This is a genomic window from Streptomyces sp. NPDC001732 (assembly GCF_053596315.1).
Window position 1 is genome coordinate 50,410 of record NZ_JBSFFY010000006.1, and the last position, 22,329, is coordinate 72,738.

Consider the following 22,329-nt stretch of genomic DNA (forward strand, 5'->3'; position numbering starts at 1 on the left):
CGCACAAGCCGCCGCGCCGCGAGGGGGTCTTGCCCGGCTGTGGATTTCAACGCACTGACTGACCTGCGGCTTTCCTTGCCGGGAACCCCGGGCGCACTGCGCTGTCAGTGGTTCGTTCTACTGTGGCACCACTGATCGAAGAGCTCGCGGCGGTGCGAGTCGAAAGTGACGAAGGGGGCGGAGCTGTGCGTCGCTGGGAATACGTCGAGGGCAGTGCGTCGAAGTTCTGGGAGACCGAGGCCGTGGGCGCCGTGGTGACGGTGCGCTACGGCCGGTGCGGCAGCGACGGGCGTACACAGGCGAAGGAGTACGCGTCCGCGGAGGCCGCCGCGGCCCAGGTCCTCAAGACGATCACGGAGAAGGAGAAGAAGGGGTATCGCGAGGTCGGGGCGTCGGCCTCCCGCCCCTCCCTCCCGGACGCCTCCGATTCCGCTTCTGCTTCCGGTGCCGCCCCCGCTCCCGCTCCCGGCGAGGTTTCCGCGTCCGCCCCCGAGGAGGGCGCGGTCGTGCTCCCCGACGAGGACACCTTCGTTCTGCCCGCCAGTTGGAAGCGGGCGCTCCACCCGCGGCGCGGCGGGGTGCGCCGGGTGCCGGGCAAGCCGGCCAAGGGCGCCTTCGACGAGATCGAGGCCACGCTCGCGCAGAACGCTTCCTGGATCCAGGAGTTCGTGGACGCGCCGAATTCGGATGCCGGGGTGGCCGACCAGCTGCGGGCACATCTCGGCGGCAGTCCCTCGCCGGTCGGTGCGGCCGTTCTGACCTCGATCGTCAGGCCGCCCGTGCCGAACTCCGTGTGGGCGGACTTCTGGGTCGCGCGGTACGGCCTGCCGTTCGCCGCGCGGGCGGCGGCCGAGCTGTTCTCGGCCGGGGCCACCTGGCAGCAGAGCGGCAGCAGGCGCGACGAGCCCCGGCTGGAGACCCTCCAGGAGCCCCACTACCACTGGGCGGGGGAGCACCGGGTCCCGATCGACCGCGTCCGTGCCCTTCTCGCCGTGGCCGACGAGGACACCTACCGGGCGAGCGTCGAGGTGCTGGCCCGCTGCCGGACCGACGCCCCGCGCCGGGTCCTCGTCTCCTATCTCGTGCCGAGCGAGACGGAGTGGGTGGACGAGCTCTGCGCGGACCCCGAGGTGACCGGCACACGGAACCACATCCTGCGGGCAATGGCGTTCAACTCGCTGAGCTCCGCCGACCAGGCGGCCCGCTTCTCCCCCTTCTCCGGCTTCGCCGACAATGTCACGTTCATCGCGACGGCCGCCGAGGGCATCGGACCGGCCGTCGCCCCCTTTCTCGCCGAGGTGCTCGAGCAGCCCGATCGCTACTACTCCGAGAGCCTGAAGCTCGCCGCCGAGTCCCTGGTCGAGTTGCCCACCGACGAGGCGTTCCTCGCTCTGCTGGCCCATGCGGACTCGAAGCACGTCCGCTCCTCCCTCCTCACGGCCATGGGCCGCTACCCGGTGCGGGCGGTGCGACTACTGGCCGCGGAGGTGGCCGCCGGTCCGAAGGGGGCCTCCGGCCTGGTGCCGCAGCTGCTCCAGGGGCACATCGGCACCCACCGCGACGTGGTGGCTCTGGCGCTCGACGGCCTCGCCCCGGAGGTCGTCGAGATCGTCGAACCGCTGCTCAACCCGGCGGACCTGGTCCCCGAAGCGCCGTCGGACTCCCTGCCCGCAGCGCTGACGTCGCCGCCCTGGTCCCGGCCCCGCACCAAGATCAACAACAAGACCGTGCCGGTACCGCCCGCGGAGGCCGAACCCTCGCTCGTGTGGCTGCCCGAGGAGCAGGCCGAATGGGCGGCCACCTCCTCCTGGTACACCTCCAGGCCCGGCAACGGCTCCTGGGAGAAGGACGCCGCCACCCTGGAGCACGACCTGGCCCAGGGCAGCCTGCAACCTGCCTGGGCCTTCGTCCACGGCGACGAGGAGCTGGTGGCCCCGCTGCTCGCCACCTGGGATCCGACCGACCTGTGGACCGGCGAGGACACGCTCAAGCCGGTCGTCGCCCGCTTCGGTCTCGCCGCGCTGCCGATGCTGCTGCGCGCCGTGCCCCGGCAGCCCAACTCGCTCGCCCCGCTGTTCCTCCCCTTCGTCGACGTGCAGGTCGCCCGGCACATGGCGAACTGGGCGGTCCGCCTCAAGTCCACCGCGGCCACCGCCCGTACCTGGTTCGCCCGGCACGGGGCGGCGGCCGCCCCGCTCCTGGTGCCGGACGCCGTCGGCAAGGCGGGCACCGCACGGCGCGCCGCCGAGCAGGCGCTGCTGCACATCGCCTCGACGCACGGCGACGAGGTGGTGCGCGAGGCCGCCCGGAGGTACGGCGAGGAGGTCGCGGCGGCGGTGGACGAACTGCTGTCGATCGACCCACTGGAACGCGCGCTGCCCGCCAAGATGCCGGTGCTGCCCGGCTGGGCGGAGCCCGCGGTCCTGCCCCAGGTCAAGGTCCGTTCCGGTGGTGCGCTGCCGGCGGCGTCGGTGCGGCACGCCGTGATGATGCTGGCGCTGTCGAAGCCCGACGAGGTGTACCCGGGCGTCGAGGCCCTGACCGAAACGGCCGAGGCCGCTTCGCTCGCCGAGTTCGCCTGGGCCCTGTTCGAGCAGTGGCGCATGGCGAACCTGCCCGCGAAGGAGTCGTGGGCGCTGCACGCGCTGGGACTGCTGGGCGACGACGAGACGGTCCGCCGCCTCACCCCGGTGATCCGCGCCTGGCCCGGGGAGTCGGCGCACCACCGGGCCGTCGAGGGCCTCGACGTGCTGGCCGCCATCGGCAGCGACGTGGCCCTGCTGCATCTGCACGGCATCGCGCAGCGGGTGAAGTTCAAGGCGCTCAAGGAGCGGGCCGGGGAGAAGATCGCCGAGGTCGCCGCAGGACTGGGGCTGACCGGGGAACAGCTCTCCGACCGTCTCGTGCCCGACCTCGGACTGGACACGGACGGTTCGACGGTCATCGACTACGGCCCCCGTTCGTTCACGGTCGGTTTCGACGAGCAGTTGCGGCCGTACGTGCTGGACGGTGACGGCAGGCACCGCAAGGACCTGCCGAAGCCGGGTGCCCGTGACGACGCGGAGCTCGCCCCGGCGGAGCGCAAGCGGTTCATGACGCTCAAGAAGGACGTCCGGACGATCGCCTCGGACCAGGTACGACGCCTGGAGGCCGCGATGGTGGCCGAACGCTCCTGGACCGCCGAGGAGTTCCAGAAGCTGTTCGTCGGTCATCCGCTGCTGTGGCACCTGGTGCGCCGGCTGGTGTGGCTGAGCGAGGCGGAGGACGGGACGCGCACCGCGTTCCGGGTGGCGGAGGACCGTACGTTCGCCGACGCGGAGGACGACGTCTTCGTCCTGGCCGACGACGCGACGGTGCGGCTCGCGCACCCCTTGCACCTCGGTGACGAACTGGCCGCCTGGTCCGAGGTGTTCGCCGACTACGAGATCCTTCAGCCCTTCCCGCAGCTCGGGCGGAGCGTGTTCACGCTGCCCGGCGAGGAGGCCGACACGTACCGGATCCCCCGGTTCGAGGGGCTCAAGGTGCCGATCGGAAAGGTTCTCGGGCTGCAGCGGCGCGGCTGGGAGCGCGGGGTGCCGCAGGACGCCGGGGTGGAGCGCTGGATCTCCAAGCGCCTGGCCGACGACTGCTACCTCGTGATCGCGCTGGACCCGGGCATCGCGGTCGGCGTGGTCGACATGTTCCCCGACCAGACCCTGGAGACGGTCTGGCTCGACAGCAGGCCCGACGATCACTGGAGGCGTGGCGAATACCGGCTCCGCTTCACCGGGCTGAACAGGGTGACCGTGTCCGAGCTCCTCGGCGACCTGGCCGAACTCACGGAGAGCGTCGCATCATGACCGTGCGGAACGAGACGCGCGGGGGTGCGCCGGACGACGGCGCGGTCGCGGTGCAGCGGCCCCCGGCCGAGGTGCGGTACGCCGACGAGCTGGCCGCGCTGCGCGCCGACGACCGTGATCCCCGGCCGCCCGGCTGGGAGTTGAGCCTGCGGGCCGCGCGCCGGTTCATCGTCGGGGACGCCGGGACGGGCATCGGCCGGAAGTTCGTCGGCAATCCCTCGCTGGTGGACCGGGCCCTGGTGACCCTGGCGACGAGCCGCGGGCTGATGCTGGTCGGGGAGCCGGGCACCGCCAAGTCGCTGCTGTCCGAGCTGATCGCGGCCGCGGTCAGCGGGGACTCGACGCTGACGGTGCAGGGCGGCGCGGCCACCACCGAGGACCAGATCAAGTACGGGTGGAATTACGCGCTGCTGGTCGCCGAGGGGCCCTCCACCCGGTCTCTCGTCCCGGCCCCGATGCTGCGCGGCATGGCGGAGGGCAGGCTGGTGCGGTTCGAGGAGATCACCCGTTGCCCGCTGGAGGTGCAGGACTCGTTGCTGTCGCTGCTCTCCGAGCGGGTGGTGGCCGTCCCCGAGCTGACCGGGCCCGAGGGCATGGTCTTCGCCCGTCAGGGCTTCAACGTCATCGCCACGGCCAACACCCGGGACCGGGGTGTCAACGAGATGAGCGCGGCGCTCAAGCGGCGGTTCAACTTCGAGACGGTGTTCCCGATCCCCGACCTGGACACCGAACTGGCCCTGGTCGAGGCCGAGGTGACGACCCTGTTGCGGCGTTCGGGAGTGGAGCCGCCGCCGGACCGGGACGTGCTGGAGGTGCTGGTCGGCACCTTCCGGGAGCTGCGCGCGGGGGCAGGCGACAAGGGCGGGGCCGGCGGCTCGGACCGTCCCACGGCGGTGATGAGCACGGCGGAGGCCGTCTCGGTCGCCCACGCCGTGGGGGTGCGTGGCTGGTTCCTGCGCGGCGAGCCGGGCAGTGCCGCCGATGTGGTGGCCTGTCTGGCGGGCACGGCGGCGAAGGACAGCCCGGAGGACCTGGCCCGGCTGCGCCGTTACCTGGAGCAGCAGGTGCCGCGTCGTCACGGTCCGCAGTGGAAGGCCCTGTACGACGCACGTCATCTGCTGGCCGACTGATGCCCGCGGTGTTCCTGGGGGTGCGTCACCACTCCCCCGCCTGTGCACGGCTCGTCGAGCGGACCGTCGAGGAGCTTCGGCCCGCCCAGGTGCTGATCGAGGGGCCGGCCGAGATGAACGGCCGGCTGGACGAGCTGCTGCTCGGCCACGAGTTGCCGGTCGCGGTGTTCAGCCACTACCGCGACGAGCGGCGGGCCGCGACGTCCTGGGCCCCGCTGTGCGACTACTCGCCGGAGTGGGTCGCGCTGCGTGCGGGGCGGGCGGCCGGGGCCGAGGTCCGTTTCATCGACCTCCCGGCCTGGCATCCCGCGTTCGCCGAGCGCACCAACCGGTACGCCGACGCGGAGATCCGCTACGCGGAGGCGACGGAGCGGCTGTGCCGGCATTTCGCGGTGGACTCCTCCGACGCCCTCTGGGACCGCCTGTTCGAGGTCGAGCCGGACGACGGGCTCGCCGACCGGCTCGACGCGTACTTCGCGCTGGTCCGGGGTGACGCTGCGGCCGACGCGGGCGACCGCGCCCGCGAAACGTACATGGCGGCGTGGGTCCGGGCGGCGGTCGGCAGGGCCGGAAACCGGCCGGTGCTGGTGGTCACCGGCGGCTTTCATCAGCCCGCGCTCCGTGCGCTCACCGAGCCCGGTGGTGAGGGCTGTGCGCAGGACGAGTGCTGGGAGCAGGACGAGGACGGATGGCCGCGGGTGCCCGCCCCGCCAAAGGGGGCCATGGCCGGGAGCTTCCTCGTGCCGTACTCCTTCCGGCAGTTGGACGCGTTCGCGGGGTACCAGTCGGGCATGCCGTCGCCCGGCTACTACCAGCGGGTGTGGGACGCGGGTCCAGAGGCGGCTGCGGACGGCCTGCTCCGGGTGGTCGTCGAGCGGCTGCGGGCACGGAGGTTCCCGGTGTCCACCGCCGATCTGATCGCCGCACGGAGTCTGGCGCAGGGGCTCACGGCGTTGCGCGGCCATCCGTCCCCGGCGCGGATCGACGTGCTGGACGGCCTCGCGGGGGCCCTGATCACGGACGACCTCGACCGTCCGCTGCCGTGGACGACGCGCGGCGCCCTGACGACGGGCGTCCATCCGGTGGTCGTCGAGATGCTCGCGGCCTGCGGCGGTGACCGCACCGGTCGCCTCCATCCCGGTACTCCCGCGCCACCGCTGGTGCACGACGTGGCGGCGCGGCTCGCCGCGCTGGTGCTCGACGGCGGCACGGGCACCTCGTACCGGCTGGACCTCACGGACGCCACCGATCTGGAGCGCAGCCGGGTGCTGCACCGGCTGCGCGTGCTGGGGATACCCGGTCACGGGCGGACCGCCGGCCCCGAGCACGGTGCCGACCCCGTCTTCACCGAGCGCTGGGAGGCACAGGCCGCCCCGGGCCGCGAGGCGGCGCTGGTGGAGGCGGGGGCGTACGGCGCGACCCTGGCGGAGGCGGCGGCCGTCGCGCTCGCCGAGCGGGCGCGTGCTGCCGCGGCCGAGGCCGACGACCTGGCGAAGACGCTGTTCGACGCCGTGGTGTGCGGCATGGACGGTTTCTCGGAGCAGTTGCTCGGTGAACTGTCCTCCCAAGTCGGCGGATTGCGGACGGCGGGGCCGCTCGGCGGGATACTCGCCACGGCGCTGGGGCTGTGGCGGCACGACCGGGTGTTCGGTATGGCGCGCGGTCCGTTGCTCGCCTCCGTGGTCGAGGGGGCGACGGCACGGTTGTTGTGGCTCCTGGAGGGTGCGCGCGGTCCTGCGGGGGTGGACCGGCCCCGGCTGCGGGCCGTGGTCGCGGTGCGGGACACGGTGGTGCACGCGCCGGAGCTGCTGCCCGTCACGCGTGCGACGGTGGCCGGGATCGCCCGGCGGATCAACGACGATCCGGAGGCGCCGCTCGATCTGCGCGGTGCCGCCTTCGGGCTGCACCGGGCCCTGGCCGAGGAGCCGGACGCCTTCGGGGATCCGGCCGATGCGGTCCGTGCGGTGGCGCGGGCCGGGGCGGACGCGCTCGGCGACTGGCTGGCCGGTCTGTTCGCGCTCGCCCGCGACGAGGTGACCGGTGTGGTGGGCGAGGACGGCCCCGGAGGCGGTTCACTGATCGACGTGCTGGACGGTCTGATCCGTGCGCTGCCCGACGACGAGTTCCTGGCCGGGCTGCCCGCCCTGCGGCAGGCCTTCGCGTTCTTCCCACCGCGCGAACGGGAGCGGATCGCCGGCCGTCTGCTGGAGCGGCGCGGGGTGCGCGGCTCGTCGCGTTCCCTGCTGCGGACCACCGCGGACCCCCTGCTGATCGCCGGGGCCCGGACGCTGGAGGAGTCCGTGTCCCGGCTGCTGGCCCGTTACGACCTGGGAGCCACCCCATGACCACGCACGGACACGCGCCCGGCCCGGTGCCCGAGGAGGGATCCGGCACGGCCCCCGACGCGGGACTGGAACGCTGGCGACTGGTGCTCGGCTCCCCCGCCGAACGGCACACCGGGCCGCTGGGTCCGGGCGACGCCGGCCGGGACGCGGCTCTCGACTGGCTCTACGGCCGCGACCCCGATCTCGCCGGGCGGGGGGTGCGCCGCTCCGGCTCCCGGGAGGGCGGTGACGGCCCGTCCGCGGTGACCGCGGTCGACTGGCTGGACGACATCCACCGGCTCTTCCCGAAGGAGACCGTCGAACGCCTGGAGCGGGACGCGGTCGAGCGGTACGGCATCCAGGAGATCGTCACCGATCCCGCGGTGCTGGAGCGGGTCGAGCCGAGCGCCACGCTGCTGCGGGCCGTGCTGCGCACCAAGCACCTGATGAACCCCCAGGTGTTGCAGCTGGCCCGGCGCATCGTCGAGACGGTGGTGAAACAGCTCCTGGCCAGGCTCCGGCCGGAGGTCCGCCGGGCGTTCCACGGCACCCGTTCCCGCAAGCCCAGCCGGGTGGCACTGGCCAGGGACTTCGACTTCCGGCAGACCGTGAAGGCCAACCTCGCCCACTACCAGCCGGCCGAGCGCCGGCTGCTCATCGAGCGCGCCCACTTCCACTCCCGTACCCGACGCCATGTGACGCAGTGGCAGTTGATCCTGCTGGTCGACCAGTCGGGCTCGATGGCAGGTTCGGTCATCCACTCCGCGGTGACCGCCGCCTGCCTGTGGGGCCTGCCCGGTCTCAAGACGCATCTGGTCGCCTTCGACACCCAGGTGGTGGACCTGACCGCCGATGTGACCGACCCGGTGGAGCTGCTGATGCGGGTCCAGCTGGGCGGTGGCACCGACATCGCGCGGGCCGTGGAGTACGGCGCGGGGCTGGTGGAGAATCCGCGGCGCACCATCGTCGCGTTGATCACCGACTTCTACGAGGGCGGCGACGCCTACCGACTGGTGCGGGCGGTGCGGGGGCTGGTGGAGCAGGGCACGACCGTGCTGGGGCTGGCCGCGCTCGACGAGGAGGCCGACCCGGACTACGACCGCCAAACGGCCGGGCGGCTCGCCGGGGCCGGGGCACACATCGGGGCGATGACACCGGGTCGCCTCGCCGAGTTCGTCGCCGAGAGGCTGGGCCGATGACCGACACGTCCACCGATTCCGCCGACGGGCGGGCCGATCTGCTCGCCCTCACCCCGGACACGCTCGCGGCCCTGGCCAACCGCGGCCTGGTCAAACGCGCCACGAAGGAGCTGGACGCCGGGACGGTGCCCGCGCTCACGACCGACCCGGACGCCACCGTGCGGGCCCGTTTCGACGACGGCACCACCACGTCGCTGCCGCCCGGGGCCGGTCTGGACAACGGCGACTGCAGCTGCGCCGCACCCGGCGTCTGCCGCCATCTCGTCGCCCTGGTGCTGGCCTACCAGCGGCGGACCGAGCCGGCCACGGACAGCGCCCCCGCCCCGGTCACCGACTGGTCCCCCGGCGACACCGGCGACGACGTCCTCGCCGAGGCGGTCGGCCCCCGCCCGGCCGCCTCGGCCCGCCGCACCTTCGAGCGCGGCTACGGCGCCGTCGTGCACCGCCCGACCCCCGGTCACCCCGACCCTCGGGTCGAACTCCCCACCTGCACGGTGCGTTTCCCGGTGCCCGGCGAGATCGGGTACGCGTTGACGGACGCGGCCGCCGAGCTGCGCGGCGAGATGGTGGCGCTCGCGGTGTGGGCGTTCCGGGCCGCCGACGCGACGGGGACCGAGGAGCGTTCCGTGTCCGTCCGGGTCGGGGGCAAAGGTGCCGCCGCGGCGTCCGCGCCCCTGTCCGCGCTCGACAGGGCCGTCGAGCTGGCGGACGAGCTGCTGGCGGAGGGCGTGGCCCATGTCGGGCCGGTCCACGGCGGGGCCCTGGTGCGTGCCGGTGCCGGGCTGACCGCCGAGTCGATGCACTGGCCCGCAGGGGCGCTCGCCGAGCTGACGGACCAGCTCACCGCGTACGCCGACCGCAGCGCCCACTACCGCCCCGAATCGGTCGCCGCCCTGATCACCGAGTTGCACGCCCGCCGCCGGGCCGCCGCACACCCCGGCGTGCTCGGCACCCGCGAGGCCGGGGAGACCCCGCTGCGCCGCGTCCGGCTCACCTCGCTCGGCTGCCGTGTCCACGGCACCGGTCAGTCCCTGACCTGCGAGGTGTATTTCGCCCATCCCGGCGCGGGCAATGTCCTCGTGCTGCGCAAGAACTGGACGGCGGCCGAGGGCAGGGAGCTCACCGCCCACGGCCTGTCCGCCCGGCGGGTCCTCGCCACCCCGCTCGGTTCGCTGGCCACCGGGAGCCTGGTCAGCGAGAGTGTCCGGCGCACTCCGAGCCGTGCGCTGGCCGTTGCCCGGGGCCGGCTCGGCACGACGACCATCACCCCAGTCGGCGCCGCCTGGACCGAGCTGCCCGAACCGTTGCTCGTGCGGGACCTGACCGCGCTGACGGCGGGCTGGGCAGGCAGGCCGCCCCGGTCGATCCGGCCGCGGGTCGAGGCGGAGAGCGTCCATGTCGTCGCGCTGTCGGAGGTGGAGAGCGTCGGCTACGACCCGGCCGAGCAGCGTCTTGAGGCCGTCGTGCTCGATGCCTCGGGGTCGCGGGCGCTGGTGACGTCGGAGTACCGGTCGGAATGCCCCGGCGCGTTGGACGCCCTGGCCGACGCGTTGGAGAGCGGCGCCACGCACGTCAGCGGTGCGGTGCACCGCTCGGGCGGCGGGGTGCGGATCGATCCGCTCGGGGTGCTCACTCCGACCGGGGTGGTCGTGCCCGACCTCGCCGCGGGCGACGGCTCCACGGCCCTGGCGGCGGTGGCACGGCGGCCCTCCGATCCGCTGGCGGCGGCCCTGGACGAGGCGATGTCCGCCATGGCTGCGGTGGCGCACAGCGGGCTTCGCCACCTGAACGTCCCCGCCCGGTCCCGTATCGACGACTCCGTGACCGCGCTGTCCCGCACCGGTCTGACCCGTGCCGCGACACTGCTCCGCGCCTTCGTCGACGCCCTGGACGCCGGGTCCGCGCCGGGCGAGGAGGGCCTGGCCGCCCGTGCCGGGGCGTGGCTGGAGGCCCAGCTGCACCTCATGGTCAGCAGCGAACTCCGCTCCGGCCAGGTCTGATTCCTGGACCGGGTCCGGAGAGACCCGTCTGCCCTGCGGGCGTGTGGCGGGTCTCTCCGGACCCGGCCTCGCCCCACCCTGCGGCGGTGCGCGACGGAATTCTGCCGCGCACCGCCGATCCGCGATGCCCTACGCGGTCGGATAGTCGATGTTGACGATCTGTTCCGCCCCGAATTCCGTGCGCCGCGGATCGGAGCCGGGCGGTGCGAGCATCAGACGGGCGGACAGCGGTTTCGCCCACCGTGCCGACAGTGCCGCCATGTCCCTGATCACAGCGGCGACCTCGTGGTCCGGGGTCGAGCCGGGCAGGGGAATGGTGTCCAGTCCGGCACCGCAGACCGACGAGTACGCGAGCACCGAGTCGGCGTCGATCCTGCCTTCCTGCCAGGCGCGTGCGAGCACCCTGTCCTCGAGTACCGGGAGCATCAGCCCCGCGTATCCGACCATGGGCCGGCCGGTGGACCGAATGCCGGTGGTGACCGCGGCGCAGGTGGCGAGCATGCCGGGAGAACCGAACCGGGTTCCGCCGACCTCCTCCAGGAACTCTCCGATGCTGGCATCCGGCGCACAGGCGGGCGACGGATCGAAACCGTGCAGCTTCAGACCGTACTGCTCGCACGCCTTCTCCAGCATGCCCTCGAACAGGGCGATTTCTTCCTGCAGACACGTCCTGGTCAGTCGGGTCGCCTCCGCGAGGTTCTGGGGGCGACCCTCTCGGGCGCGGGCGAGCAGCGCACCGGCCGACTGCAGCCCCACGCTCACCCCCGCGTCCTTGCCGTCGCTGAAGGATCCCGGGAACAGGGGAGCGTTGGCGCCCAGATTGGCGACTGCCGCGAAGCGGAAGTTGGCATCGCCGTCACGGCTCGCCAGCTCGCGGATCACGGCCCCGCTGAAATCGACGGCGGCGTGGTCCACATCGGCACCGTCGGCGACGACGACGGACATGAACAGCGACGGGTGTTCGACCAGCATTTCCGCGATCCCGGAAGGTTCCAGCTCCGCGAGCGCGGCGGGCTGCAACGCGGTCAGGGAGGCGCTGCCCACGCCCGCCCGTCGGCATCCTTCGACGAGATCGGCGGCCCGTGTGCGGAGCCGGTCGTGGTCCAGCGGCTCGTCGAGTGCCGGGCCGGAAAGGCGGACCGTCTGCACGTCGAACCCGGCACGGGTGATCTCGTCGCCGACGGCCTGTGCTTTGTCGCCGTATTCGCCGATGCCGGCGACATCGGTTCGTCCGCCCCGGAACACCTCGTCGGGAAGGCAGACGGTCACGGCGCGGATCCGGGAAACGGATGCGGCTGTCTCTGTCATGCGTGAAGCACCACCGGAAGTTCGTTCAGGCCCCAGGTGAAATTCGACCCGTTGTAGCGCGGCTCGTCCTCGATCGTCAGCGACCTCACCGTGCTGCTCAGCGCCCGGAGATATGCCGTGATCTCCAGTCGCGCGAGCCGGCTTCCCAGGCACAGGTGGCGCCCCGCGCCGAAGCTCAGATGCCGGTTGCCGGTCCGTCCGACGTCGAACGTGTCCGGGTCGTCGAACACCTCCTCGTCCCGGTTGGCCGAGCCGATCCAGGTCACGACGCGCTGGCCGGGTTCAATCTCGGCCTCGCCGACCCTGACCGCCTCGACCGCGGTCCGCATCACGTGCATGCCGGGCACGGACCAGCGCAGCCCCTCCTCCGTGGCGGTCTCCGCAGTGACCTCCCCCCGGACGATCCGCTGCCACTGGTCCGGGTGCTCCGCCAGCTGGAGCGTGAGCGAAGCCAGCGTGTACCGGGTCGTTTCGTTCCCACCGGCCAGGATCCCGCTGAGGTTGAAGACCACTTCCGCGTCGGTCAGTTGCGGGTCGCCGTCGGTCCGGGCGGTGAGCCCGCCGATGAAGTCGTTCGCGGCGGTTCTGCGGTTCTCGCTCACCATGTCGTTGAAGTATTTGAAGATCTCGCTGTTCGCGGTGATCCGCTGGATCTCCGAGGGTGACTCGAACGCCTCGGTGGTCTTCTTCCCGATCCATTCCCAGTCCGAGCGGGGCAGCCCCATGATCGCGCAGATGACATCGGTGGGGATGCGTTCGAGGTGCTTGATCAGGTCCGGTTCCGGGTTTCGGAGGGCCGTCGCGACGACGTCGGCGACGACCTTCTCCACGTACTCCTCGGCCCTGGCGAGGACTTCGTTCGAGAACGGCTGGATGAGCACGCGCTTCATCCGGGTGTGGTCGGGCGGGTCGGAGACGATCAGCATCTTGTTCGCGACGGCCCCGACAGCGGCGGCCGTCGACCCGAGCCGCATGCCCTTCGTCGAGCTCATCCTCGTGCTGTCCCGGTGCACGGACACCACGTCGCGGTACTTGGTGATGCTCCAGAACCCCTCCGGCTCCCCCGCGGACTGCTGCCAGGAGACCGGCTCGTTCGCCCGGTACCAGGCGAAGGCGTCGTAGAACCCGACTCCGTCGAACAGGCCCGGTTCGAACAGGTCCGGCGCCGTCTGCTGCTTCATCCGCGCACCACCCGACGGGGGGCGTCCTCGAACGCGATGCCGGAGAGGATCCCGGTGAGGACGTTCTGTTCCATGAACCCGTGATGATCTGCGTCGATCACTTGATGTCCTTGGTAATCGGTCGCCCTGTCGCACCAGCCGAACATCTGCGCCGTGGTGGCGACGTCGTCCCGGCGTCCCGACACGGACAGGAGCGATGTGCTCGTCAGCGGTGCGGACGGGACCCGGTAGTCGGCCATGAGTCGCAGGTCCGCGCGCATCGTCGCAGCGGCGTACCGGGCGGACTCGGACTCGCGGATCGACGGATGCATCAGAGCCGTCAGTTCTTCCCACGGCGGATCGGCCGCCGGGAAGGACTTCCAGTGCTCCGGGGACCGGGCTGCGACCACCACCAGTGAACGGGGCGCCATGCCTTCGAGTTCGAGTTTCCTCGCGACCTCGTACGCGACGATCGCGCCGAGGCTGAGACCGAGGAGGACCAGCGACCGGCGGCGTGCCGGGCCGCGCAGTTCGGCACCGACGCGATCGACCACTTCGGCCAGGTCGTTCGCCGGTGGGTCCTCCAACCGGTCCTCGCGTCCCGGTAGTTGCACTCCCAGCAGGTTCAGCCCCGCGGGCAGCGCCGGTGTGATCGAGTGCAGCCGCAGGCAGCCCGCGCCTGCCTGGGGGAACACCACCACGGTCGTGGCGGCGTTCTCGCCGTCCGCGGTGAAGGACCGCAGGTAGCTCATGCCGGCCTCGTTTCGTCGATCCGGCCGACCAGCGCTCGGGGAGTCCTGGCCGTGAGGACGTCGGTGATCGAGACCGTGACGTCGAACTCCGTCTCCAGCCGGGCGGCCAGCTGGGCCGCGAGCAGCGAATGCCCGCCGATGGCGAAGAAGTCGGAGTCCTCGGAGACACTGCGCCCGAACACGTCGCTCCAGGCCGCGAGGACGCACCCGAGGACTTGGCCGTCATCCGGTGACCGGCCGTGGTCCACAGCCGTGTCGCCCCGGTCGCCGGAGAGTTCGGCCTCGCCCAGCGCGGCCACCTCGCGGCGTGAGACCTTGCCGGTCGTTTCGAGCGGAACATCGACGATTGCGTGCATGAAGGCCGGGCGCAGCTGCTGTGGCAGCCGTGCGGCGAATCCGGAGTCGAGCTCCTTCCGCAGGCCCTCGTCCAGGCAGGAGCCGGATGCCGTCAGGAGACCGACCGCGAGCGTGCTCGGCTCGCCCCGTACGTAGGCCACTGCCTTCTCGATGCCGGGCACCTCGCAGGCAATGCTCTCGATCTCCTCCAGTTCTATTCGGAAACCACCTATCTTGACCTGGTTGTCGCCCCTGCCGAGGAAATTCAGCTGCCCGTCCGTGCCCCACGACCCGAGGTCTCCGGTACGGAAACACCTGGTGCCGTCCCGGTCGATGAACCGGTCCGCGCCCGGCCCGTCCGCGCCGACGTACCCGAGAGCGACTCCGACCCCACCGATCAGCACCTCGCCGGTGACGCCGGGGAGCACTTCGTTCAGGTCGGCGTCGACGACGGTGAGCGTGTAGCCGGACATCGGACGGCCGATCGTGCGGGGGTCCTCCCGGCGAGCGGTGTCGGCCATGGTGGCGGCGATCGTCGCCTCGGTCGGCCCGTACACGTTGATCACCCGCTCGGCGATCCCCTGGAGCCGGTCGACGAGGGAGTCCGGGCAGCGTTCTCCGGCCACCACGGCGACCTCGACCTCGGGCAGTTCCTGGAGCGCGGCGTAGAGCGAGGGGGTCATGCACAGGTTGTCGATCTTCTGTGCGACCAGGGCCTGTTCCACGTTCCCGTGCGCGACGTCGATCGCCACACACGTGACGCCGTTGACGAAAGGAGTGAGCATCGACCACAGCCAGCCGTCGAAACCCGGGGAGACGACCGAAGCGGCCCGGCTGCCCGGCCGGTATTCCAGCGCTTCGGCATTGGCCAGGAAATTCTCCAGACCGGCAGAGCCGACGCGCACGCCCTTGGGGCGGCCGGTGGTGCCCGAGGTGTAGACGACGTACGCCTCCGGCCCGCGCTCGTTCCGGGGCCATTCGTCGCAGTCGGCCCCGGCGGGCGGACCATCGACGGAACCGGCCTCGGAGCCGGCCGTCCCGATCACCGCGAGACCCAGATCCGCGGCATCCGGTTCCGAGGACACGAGCACCGAGCAACCGGCGTCCCGCGTTATCCAGCGCAGCCGTTCGACCGGGTTCCGCTCGTCGAGCAGCACCGCCGACGATCCGTTCTCCCAGATCGCCAGCAGGCTGCTCAGCGCGTACCGCGACCGGCCGGCCATGACGGCGACTCGATCGCCCGCCCCCACTCCGGCCCGTTCGAGCCGGCCGGCCAGGGTTCGCGTCGAAACGGCGATCTCGCTCCAGGTCAGCCCGTGGCCGTCGATCCCGACCGATCCGAGCCGGTCCGGGTACTCGCCCACCCAGCGCTCCAGTGCCTTCTTCGCGCGCGACACGTGAGGAACTGCTGAATTTCCGGTCGAAACAGGTGTGCTCACAAAATCTCCCCCATGGTTCACCAAGAAGTTCCTGGCGCGTCGAGATACCTCTGTTTTCAGCTGTCCCTCTGCACGAACTCGTCCGGGGTCCCCCGTCTACGGGTCGGGAACACCGACCCCGTCAACTCGGCTTGGTGGCCCACAGGATGACGTTCGTCCCGAAGAACTTCTTGCGCCACCCGATCTCCCGGAAACCGAGTCCGCTCAGCACACCGGCGATGTGCTGCGGCGACTCGAAGGCGAGCGTGCTGGATTCGAGATAGGTGTAGGACGACCGGTCGCGCGCCACGATCTGTCCCAGCAATGGAACGAACACGCGGACTCCCCACCCCACGATCGGCTTCACCAGACCGCTCGGAGGACACGTCTCCAGGATCACGACCCGGCCACCGGGCCTGAGGACCCGGTACTGCTCGCGGAGCACTCCGTCCAGATCCTCGACGTTCCTGAGCAGATACCCCTCGGTGATCCCGTCGAAGGACTCGTCCTCGAACGGCAGCCGGGCCGCATCCGCATGCTGCCACCGCACCGCGTCCGCCCCGGGCTTGGTCCTCGCGCGACTCAGCATCTCCTCCGAGAAGTCGACGCCCGTCACCGTGGCCGTGGGGTGTCTCCGTGCCGCTTCCAGGGCGATCACGCCTGTCCCCGTGGCCAGGTCCAGGAGCTCTCCGCCACCGGCCGGAGCGACCCGTGCGGCCACCTCACGACACCATTTCTCGTGGCGGCCGAGCGTCATGACGAAGTTCATCCGGTCGTAGTACCCGGCGATCTTCTCGAAGATCCCGTGTACTTCGGAGCCTTTGTCGCGGGACATCCGGTCATTTGCCAACTTTCAGAACTCCTCTGCCAGGAACGCCCGTTGTCGACTCGGCCCGATCGAGGTGACGGCTCATTCGGGAGTCCATCCCGAACACGTCCGTCCCGACCATGACCGCGAGAGCAATGAGCCCGATCAGCGCCGAGCCCATCGACGGTTGCACCCCGAAGAGCAGAAGGCCGAGGAACACAACGGACACGTACATGTCCCGTTGGCCGGCCAGGTTGTACTCGACCTGTGTCCGGGCTCGGACCATGGAGGCCATGTTACCCACGGCCGGCAGCGCCATCAGGCCCACGTAAACCAGACGATCGGGCATGTCGGCGACGAGAACGAGTACCGGGAACGCGAGGTAGACCAGCGATGTCGCTGCCGCGGCGACCCAGGCGGCCGAGTGCTGCGACGGCATGAGTGCCGGAATCGTCCTGAGTCCCGCTTCCTTGTCCCCCGCGTAGTCGGGGACATTCTTCATGATCCCCTTCGCGAAGTACCAGAAGAAGATGAAAACTCCGAGAACAAGCGGCAGGTAGGAATCGTAGTGAGGGACCTCCCACCACGAGTCCGCGAGGAGAACGCCCGCGATGTACGGTTCCGTGACCGCCATCGAGAAAACCGCCATGCCGATGACCGGACGGCCCTTCAGCCGGAACCTCGGCGAGGAGTAGCCGAGCACCAGGAAGACGCTGAATGCCCAGATGACGGTCTGGGCGAGCGATATCAGCAGCGATATCAGCAGCATGACGCCGAGGCCCACGAAAACAATCTTCTGGAGAGCCCCAACACCTGCCGTTTCGACCAGTTTCAAGCGGCCCGGTACGTTCTTCCCGTCCTCCACGAGATCGGTCACGGCATTGCGGGCGTTGGCCGCCAGGGGTGCGATGACATGAAATGCTATGCCCAGCAGCATCACGAGGTCGAAGCGGTGGTCGGCCACCGCTGCACCCACGCAGAACGAGAGGGGACTGACAAGAAGCGTACGAGGTCGCACGAGCTCGACTGTCGCGTTGAAACGTGCCATGCGGCGCATTGGTCAGCCTCTCTCCATGGTTTCGCGGGTTTCCGGAGGACATACACCCACAATGGGGTTCAGATTCTTTTGAGGGTCAGTCCGAAACCGTCACGAGGCCTCAGGGTGATGAGGGCCATGGGTTCAGGGCCTGCGGAGTCCCTTGGTAATATTTCGAACTTGTCGATGACACTCGCCAGCAACATGCTCATCTCCATCATGGCGAATCCCTTGCCGATGCACATATGGGCGCCGGCACCGAAAGGAAGATACTTCCCCTTTCCGGGTACGCCGTTCATGAAACGTTCGGGAATGAATTCGTCGGGCCGCTCCCAGATGTCCGGATCCCGGTGGACGGCCGCAACATTGAGCATCACGAATGCTCCTTCGGGCACCTTGGCCGTACCGATGAGCGTGTCTTTCTTGGCTTGACGCGGAATGGTCGGAGACGGCGGAAAGAGTCGCATGCCCTCATTGATGACGCATTCCAGGAACGTGCCGCGCTGCGGCTCCTTTCCGGCAGCCGATGCAGGCGAACGCACCTCCTGCCGGACACGCTGCTGAATTTCCGGGTAGCACGCGATCAGGTAGAGAACCCAGGTCAGCGCACTGGCGGTGGTCTCGTACGCGGCCAGGAACGTGGTCAGGACCTCGTCACGGACCTCGAGGTCGGTCAGTGGAGTCGCGCCGTCGCCGACTCTGACGTCCAGCAGGAAGTCCAGCAGGTCACCATGCCGTTCGCCGGTACCACGGCGTTCTTCCACGAGCCGGTAGACGAGGTCGTCGAGACCTTTCAGAGTCGAGGCAAAACTACGGTTCCGACGGCTCGGCACGCTCACCGGCAAGGAGAAGGGTGCCCGGATCCGGCGTTCGACGAAGTCGAGCAGGAACGAGGCCGTTCCCGGAGTGATTATTTCGGAGACCGTGTCGCCGCACCGGCTGAACATGCACGTCGAGACGATGTCGAGCGCGAAAGCCAGCATTTCCTCGTGGACGTTCAGGTCCGTCCGGTCAAAGCGCCCCCACCGCTCCATGCGGTCGGCGACGACGTCAGCCATTTTCTGCCGCATGCCCGCAAGGCTGGGGCGGCTGTACATGGGCTGGAAAGCCCTTCGCCGCTGCAGCCAGTTGTCATGGTACGGATTGCTTATCAGGCCGTCCCCGAGCACCAGCCTGAGAGGATTCTCGCCACCCGGCTTGCCAAAGGTGTGGATATCGGAGAGGACAATGTCCGCCGCAGTGCTTCGATTTACGAAAATCATGCTCCTGGGGCCGACATTGAAGTACGAGACTTCACTGCCGGACGAAGCGGCGTACTGGATGGCATTCAGCAGGTTCGACCGCAACTGCAGAAGATCCCCGACCACCGGGACGTGTGCCCGAGGCGCCGTCGGCGCCGAGAGAACTCCGCTGTCGTGCCGTAACTTCCTTGTGGGCAGTGCGCTGCCGACGGTTCCCGCCATCCCCGATCCCCCTGGTCAGCCGGCACGTGATACATGACGCCGGATGTGAGAGTCCGTACCGAGCACACCGGATGGGCAGGTCGTCGCCGCCTGGAACAGGCACACCGAAATCCCCCGACGGTGCAAGATCGTACCGACGGTACAAGGTCTTACTCCCAGGAGGTCGGACGAGGCAATGCCCATGACAGGAAGTGGCCAATCGTTCCGGGACGTCGTGTCTCCTCCGCGACCGCCGACAGCCCTGTCATTCCGGGGACATTAATTTTGACCTCAATATGCCACTGGCCTTGTTACCGCCCGTTTCACCGCTTGACCCCGTCGGCTTGAATTCCGCCCGGCCGCGGGGCGACCGGCCAGCGTCGTCCGGGCCCTGTTCAGGAACGGTTCAGAGGGGCGAGTGCGGGGTGGGCCCTGGCGTATCCGTCGACGAGGCGTTCGGCGACGGTCACCGAGTCGACCAGCGGGTGCAGTGCGAAGGCCTTCACGGCGGTTGCGCGCGAACCGCTCTCCGCCGCTTCCAGGACGGCGCGTTCGACGGCCTTGACCGCGGTGACCAGGCCCACGGCGTGGTACGGGAGCGGGTCGACGGCGACGGGGCGGGCGCCGTTGGCATCGACCAGGCACGGCACCTCGATGACGGCTTCGGCGTCGAGCACCGGGAGCGTGGTCCGGTTGGGGACGTTGAGGATGAGCGTGGTCCGTTCGTTGCGGGCGACCGCCCGCATGAGGGCGAGCGCCACCTGCTCGTAGCCGCCGGACTCCAGATCGCTCTCGTCCCGTTCGCCGACTCCGGCGACCTCCCTGTTCTCCGACATGTAGGTGGCTTCGCGTTCGGCGCGCGTGCGGTTCCAGGTGGCCAGGGCGGGGGCCGTCGGGTCCTTCATCCGGGCGTAGAAGCCCTCCTGCTGCTCGCGGAGGAAGGCGCCGCGGGTCTGCTCGGCGTCCTGGTAGGCGCGTACCGCTTCCCGGTTGAAGTAGTAGTAGTGCAGGTACTCGTTGGGGACGGCGCCCAGCGATCGCAGCCAGTCGGCGCCGAAGAGCCGGCCTTCCTCGAAGGAGCCGAGAAGGGCCGGGTCCGCGAGCAGTCGCGGGAGTTCGTCCCGGCCGTCGATGTGCAGTCCGCGGACCCAGCCCAGGTGGTTCAGGCCGACGTAGTCGATCCGGGCCCGGTCCGGGTCGGCACCGAGCACCCGGGCGATGCGGCGGCCGAGGCCCACCGGGGAGTCGCAGATGCCGATGACCCGGTCCCCGAGGTGGCGGGACATGGCCTCGGTGACCAGGCCGGCCGGGTTGGTGAAGTTGATGACCCAGGCATCGGGGGCGAGCCGGGCGATGCGCCGGGCCAGATCGACGGCGACGGGCACGGTGCGCAGCCCGTAGGCGATGCCGCCCGCCCCGACCGTCTCCTGGCCGAGCACGCCCTGGTCGAGGGCGACGCGTTCGTCGGCCGCCCGGCCTTCGAGGCCGCCCACCCGGATCGCCGAGAAGACGAAGTCGGCGCCGCGCAGCGCTTCGTCGAGGTCGGTGGTGGCATCGACGGTGGGCGCGTCGGGGACGTTCTCGGCCTGTTCGGCGAGTACCCGGGCCACCGCGGCGAGCCGGTCGGCGTCGGTGTCGTAAAGGGTGACCGCCGATACGCGGCCCTCGGCGTGGTCGGCGAGCAGCGCCCCGTACACGAGGGGAACCCGGAATCCGCCGCCGCCCAGAATTGTCAGCTTCACGCTTCCGCATGGTACGGGGGACGGATCGGGCCGGGCACGAACGACTCCGGTCCGCGGGCCCGCCCGGACCTCCGGACACGTCCCGGCGCGGGCAGCATCCGTACCAGCAGCATCCGCACGGACCGCACCCCTGCGAACGGCATCCGTACGAGCGGCATTCGCGCGAACGGCGTCCGGCCCGGTGGCCGCGGACCGGGGGTGTTGGTCCGTGGCCACCGGGCCGGACGCCGGCGCTGTCCGCACCTCGTCGGGCGGGTCGGGTCAGTTGCCGCTCCACCAGCGGGAGACGGCCCGCCACAGCCTGACCGGCGCGGACTGGCCGCGCTGTTGCGGGATGCGGCCCACGGCGGGCTGCGCGACGGGGGCGCTCCCCGCCTCGTCGACGACCGTCGTCATGGTGGCCGTGCCCGTCGCGGCCGGGGCGGGCGCGGGGGCCGGGACGGGAGGGCGCCCGGGGGTGGGGGCGGTGTGCCGGACGGCCGACTGCACCTCCCAGTCCTGGCGCTGCGCGTTGGGCTTCCCCATGGACGGCGGTTCCCTGTCGTCCTGCGGCGCACGCGCGGCGAAGTCCGCCGGGAGCTCCACCAGGTGCCGGCTCATGACGTTCCCGACCCAGCTCAGCTCGCTCTCGTCGACGGCGAGTTCGAGGTCGGGCAGTCGCATCAGCAGGGCGTCGACACCGACGTCGGCGATGGCACGGCCGATGTCCTGCCCGGGGCATTCGTGCGGGCCGCCGCTGAACGCCAGATGGGCGCGGTTGCCCGCCATGTCGGCGTTCAGGTCGGGTCGTACGACCGGGTCGGTGTTGGCCGGCGCGATGCCGACGATCAGGGCGTCGCCCGCCTTGATCTGCTTGCCGCCCAGCTCGGTGTCGCCGACCGCCCAGCGGCCGAAGACCGCGGTGAACGGCGGTTCGTCCCACAGCGTCTGCTCGACCGCCTCGGGCACCGTCATGTGGCCGCCGCTGAGCCTGGCCCGGAAGCGCGGGTCGGTGAGCACCATCCGCAGGACGTTGGCGATCAGGTTGGCGGTCGCCTCGTAGGAGGCGATGAGGATCAGCCGCAGGTGTTCACTGACCTCCTGGTCGTTCATCCGCGCGGGGTGCTCGACGAGCCAGGTGGCGAAGTCGTCCGCGGGTTCGCGGCGGCGGCGCTGGACGAGCCGGGTCAGCGCCTCCAGGACGTAGGCGTTGCTCGCGACGGCGGTCGCCGTGCCCCGGGTCATGTCGCGGGCGGCCTGGACCATCCGGTCGTTGTACTCCTCGGGCATGCCGAGGATCGCGCACATCACCATCATCGGCAGCCGTTCGGCGAACTGGCTGACCAGGTCGACGCGGCCTTCCTGGCAGAATTCGTTGACCAGCCGGTTGCTGTAGCGGTTGACGTGCCGGCGGACGCCGCGGGTGTCGATGCGGCCCATGCTGTCGGTGACCGCGCCGCGCTGGCGCTCGTGGGTGGCGCCGTCGGCGAAGACGCAGATCGGCTGCCAGGTGAAGATCGGGGCGAGCGGGTGGTCCGGGGCGACACTGCCGTCCTGCAGGGCCCGCCACCGCCGGGAGTCGCGGGAGAACTGCGAAGGGGTACGGGTCATGTGCAGGTTCTCGCTGTGGCCGAGGACCAGCCAGGCGGGCACGTCCCCGTGCAGCAGTACGGGGGCCACGGTGCCGTGTTCGGCGCGCAGTTTCTCGTAGAGCCCGTGGGGGTCCCGCTCGGCCTCCGGGCCGTAGAACCGGCGCAGTCCGCCGGGCCCGAGGCCGAGGCCGTGGGCCGGGCACTCGGGGGGCGGAAACGACCCCTGGGCCGTTCCGGACTCGTAGGGGAATGGGGTTGTCACGA

The 22,329-nt window shown here is 70.7% G+C and carries 14 protein-coding genes; 5 read left to right on the forward strand and 9 right to left on the reverse strand.

What is annotated here, in order from left to right:
• The first annotated feature begins 185 nt into the window (after positions 1 to 185).
• From ACWCXX_RS09190 to ACWCXX_RS09210, 5 genes are read left to right on the forward strand one after another with little or no spacing between them, the layout of a single operon-like run.
• Positions 186 to 3,839, forward strand: a complete 3,654-nt coding sequence (locus ACWCXX_RS09190) for a WGR and DUF4132 domain-containing protein (RefSeq protein WP_451125699.1) — start codon at positions 186 to 188, stop codon at positions 3,837 to 3,839.
• The gene (locus tag ACWCXX_RS09195) at positions 3,836 to 4,969 is read left to right on the forward strand and encodes an ATP-binding protein (RefSeq protein WP_451125700.1); all 1,134 of its coding nucleotides are present in this window, start codon (positions 3,836 to 3,838) and stop codon (positions 4,967 to 4,969) included. Before ACWCXX_RS09190 ends, ACWCXX_RS09195 begins: the two co-directional genes overlap by 4 nt.
• Positions 4,969 to 7,314: a DUF5682 family protein gene (locus ACWCXX_RS09200; RefSeq protein ID WP_451125701.1), complete on the forward strand. Its 2,346-nt coding sequence runs from the start codon at positions 4,969 to 4,971 to the stop codon at positions 7,312 to 7,314. Before ACWCXX_RS09195 ends, ACWCXX_RS09200 begins: the two co-directional genes overlap by 1 nt.
• Positions 7,311 to 8,492 (forward strand): VWA domain-containing protein, encoded by a 1,182-nt coding sequence (locus ACWCXX_RS09205; protein WP_451125702.1) that lies wholly within the window; start codon positions 7,311 to 7,313, stop codon positions 8,490 to 8,492. Before ACWCXX_RS09200 ends, ACWCXX_RS09205 begins: the two co-directional genes overlap by 4 nt.
• Complete coding sequence (locus tag ACWCXX_RS09210; protein ID WP_451125703.1) at positions 8,489 to 10,492, forward strand: hypothetical protein; 2,004 nt, start codon at positions 8,489 to 8,491, stop codon at positions 10,490 to 10,492. Before ACWCXX_RS09205 ends, ACWCXX_RS09210 begins: the two co-directional genes overlap by 4 nt.
• A 129-nt stretch (positions 10,493 to 10,621) precedes the next feature.
• On the opposite strand, the gene ACWCXX_RS09215 is transcribed toward ACWCXX_RS09210, so the two are convergent.
• The 9 genes from ACWCXX_RS09215 to ACWCXX_RS09255 all read right to left on the reverse strand — a co-directional run bounded on the left by ACWCXX_RS09215 (position 10,622) and on the right by ACWCXX_RS09255 (position 22,327).
• The gene (locus ACWCXX_RS09215; protein ID WP_451125704.1) at positions 10,622 to 11,800 is read right to left on the reverse strand and encodes a DUF711 family protein; all 1,179 of its coding nucleotides are present in this window, start codon (positions 11,798 to 11,800) and stop codon (positions 10,622 to 10,624) included.
• Positions 11,797 to 12,981, reverse strand: coding sequence for a cytochrome P450 (locus tag ACWCXX_RS09220; protein WP_451125705.1), 1,185 nt, complete (start codon positions 12,979 to 12,981; stop codon positions 11,797 to 11,799). Before ACWCXX_RS09220 ends, ACWCXX_RS09215 begins: the two co-directional genes overlap by 4 nt.
• Positions 12,978 to 13,712 carry a thioesterase II family protein gene (locus ACWCXX_RS09225; RefSeq protein WP_451125706.1) on the reverse strand — a complete coding sequence of 245 codons (735 nt, stop codon included), beginning with the start codon at positions 13,710 to 13,712 and terminating at the stop codon, positions 12,978 to 12,980. The genes ACWCXX_RS09220 and ACWCXX_RS09225 overlap by 4 nt, the downstream gene beginning before the upstream one ends.
• Positions 13,709 to 15,445: a non-ribosomal peptide synthetase gene (locus ACWCXX_RS09230; protein ID WP_451125707.1), complete on the reverse strand. Its 1,737-nt coding sequence runs from the start codon at positions 15,443 to 15,445 to the stop codon at positions 13,709 to 13,711. The genes ACWCXX_RS09225 and ACWCXX_RS09230 overlap by 4 nt, the downstream gene beginning before the upstream one ends.
• Positions 15,446 to 15,608: 163 nt before the next feature.
• The gene (locus ACWCXX_RS09235; RefSeq protein WP_451125708.1) at positions 15,609 to 16,301 is read right to left on the reverse strand and encodes a ubiquinone/menaquinone biosynthesis methyltransferase; all 693 of its coding nucleotides are present in this window, start codon (positions 16,299 to 16,301) and stop codon (positions 15,609 to 15,611) included.
• Positions 16,302 to 16,305: 4 nt separating this feature from the next.
• The gene (locus ACWCXX_RS09240; RefSeq protein ID WP_451125709.1) at positions 16,306 to 17,322 is read right to left on the reverse strand and encodes a UbiA family prenyltransferase; all 1,017 of its coding nucleotides are present in this window, start codon (positions 17,320 to 17,322) and stop codon (positions 16,306 to 16,308) included.
• Positions 17,323 to 17,390: 68 nt separating this feature from the next.
• Positions 17,391 to 18,773 (reverse strand): cytochrome P450, encoded by a 1,383-nt coding sequence (locus ACWCXX_RS09245; protein WP_451125710.1) that lies wholly within the window; start codon positions 18,771 to 18,773, stop codon positions 17,391 to 17,393.
• A 374-nt stretch (positions 18,774 to 19,147) separates the two neighbouring features.
• Positions 19,148 to 20,494, reverse strand: coding sequence for a 6-phospho-beta-glucosidase (locus ACWCXX_RS09250; protein WP_451125711.1), 1,347 nt, complete (start codon positions 20,492 to 20,494; stop codon positions 19,148 to 19,150).
• 261 nt (positions 20,495 to 20,755) lie between these two features.
• Positions 20,756 to 22,327: a cytochrome P450 gene (locus ACWCXX_RS09255; protein WP_451125712.1), complete on the reverse strand. Its 1,572-nt coding sequence runs from the start codon at positions 22,325 to 22,327 to the stop codon at positions 20,756 to 20,758.
• Positions 22,328 to 22,329 lie beyond the last annotated feature (2 nt).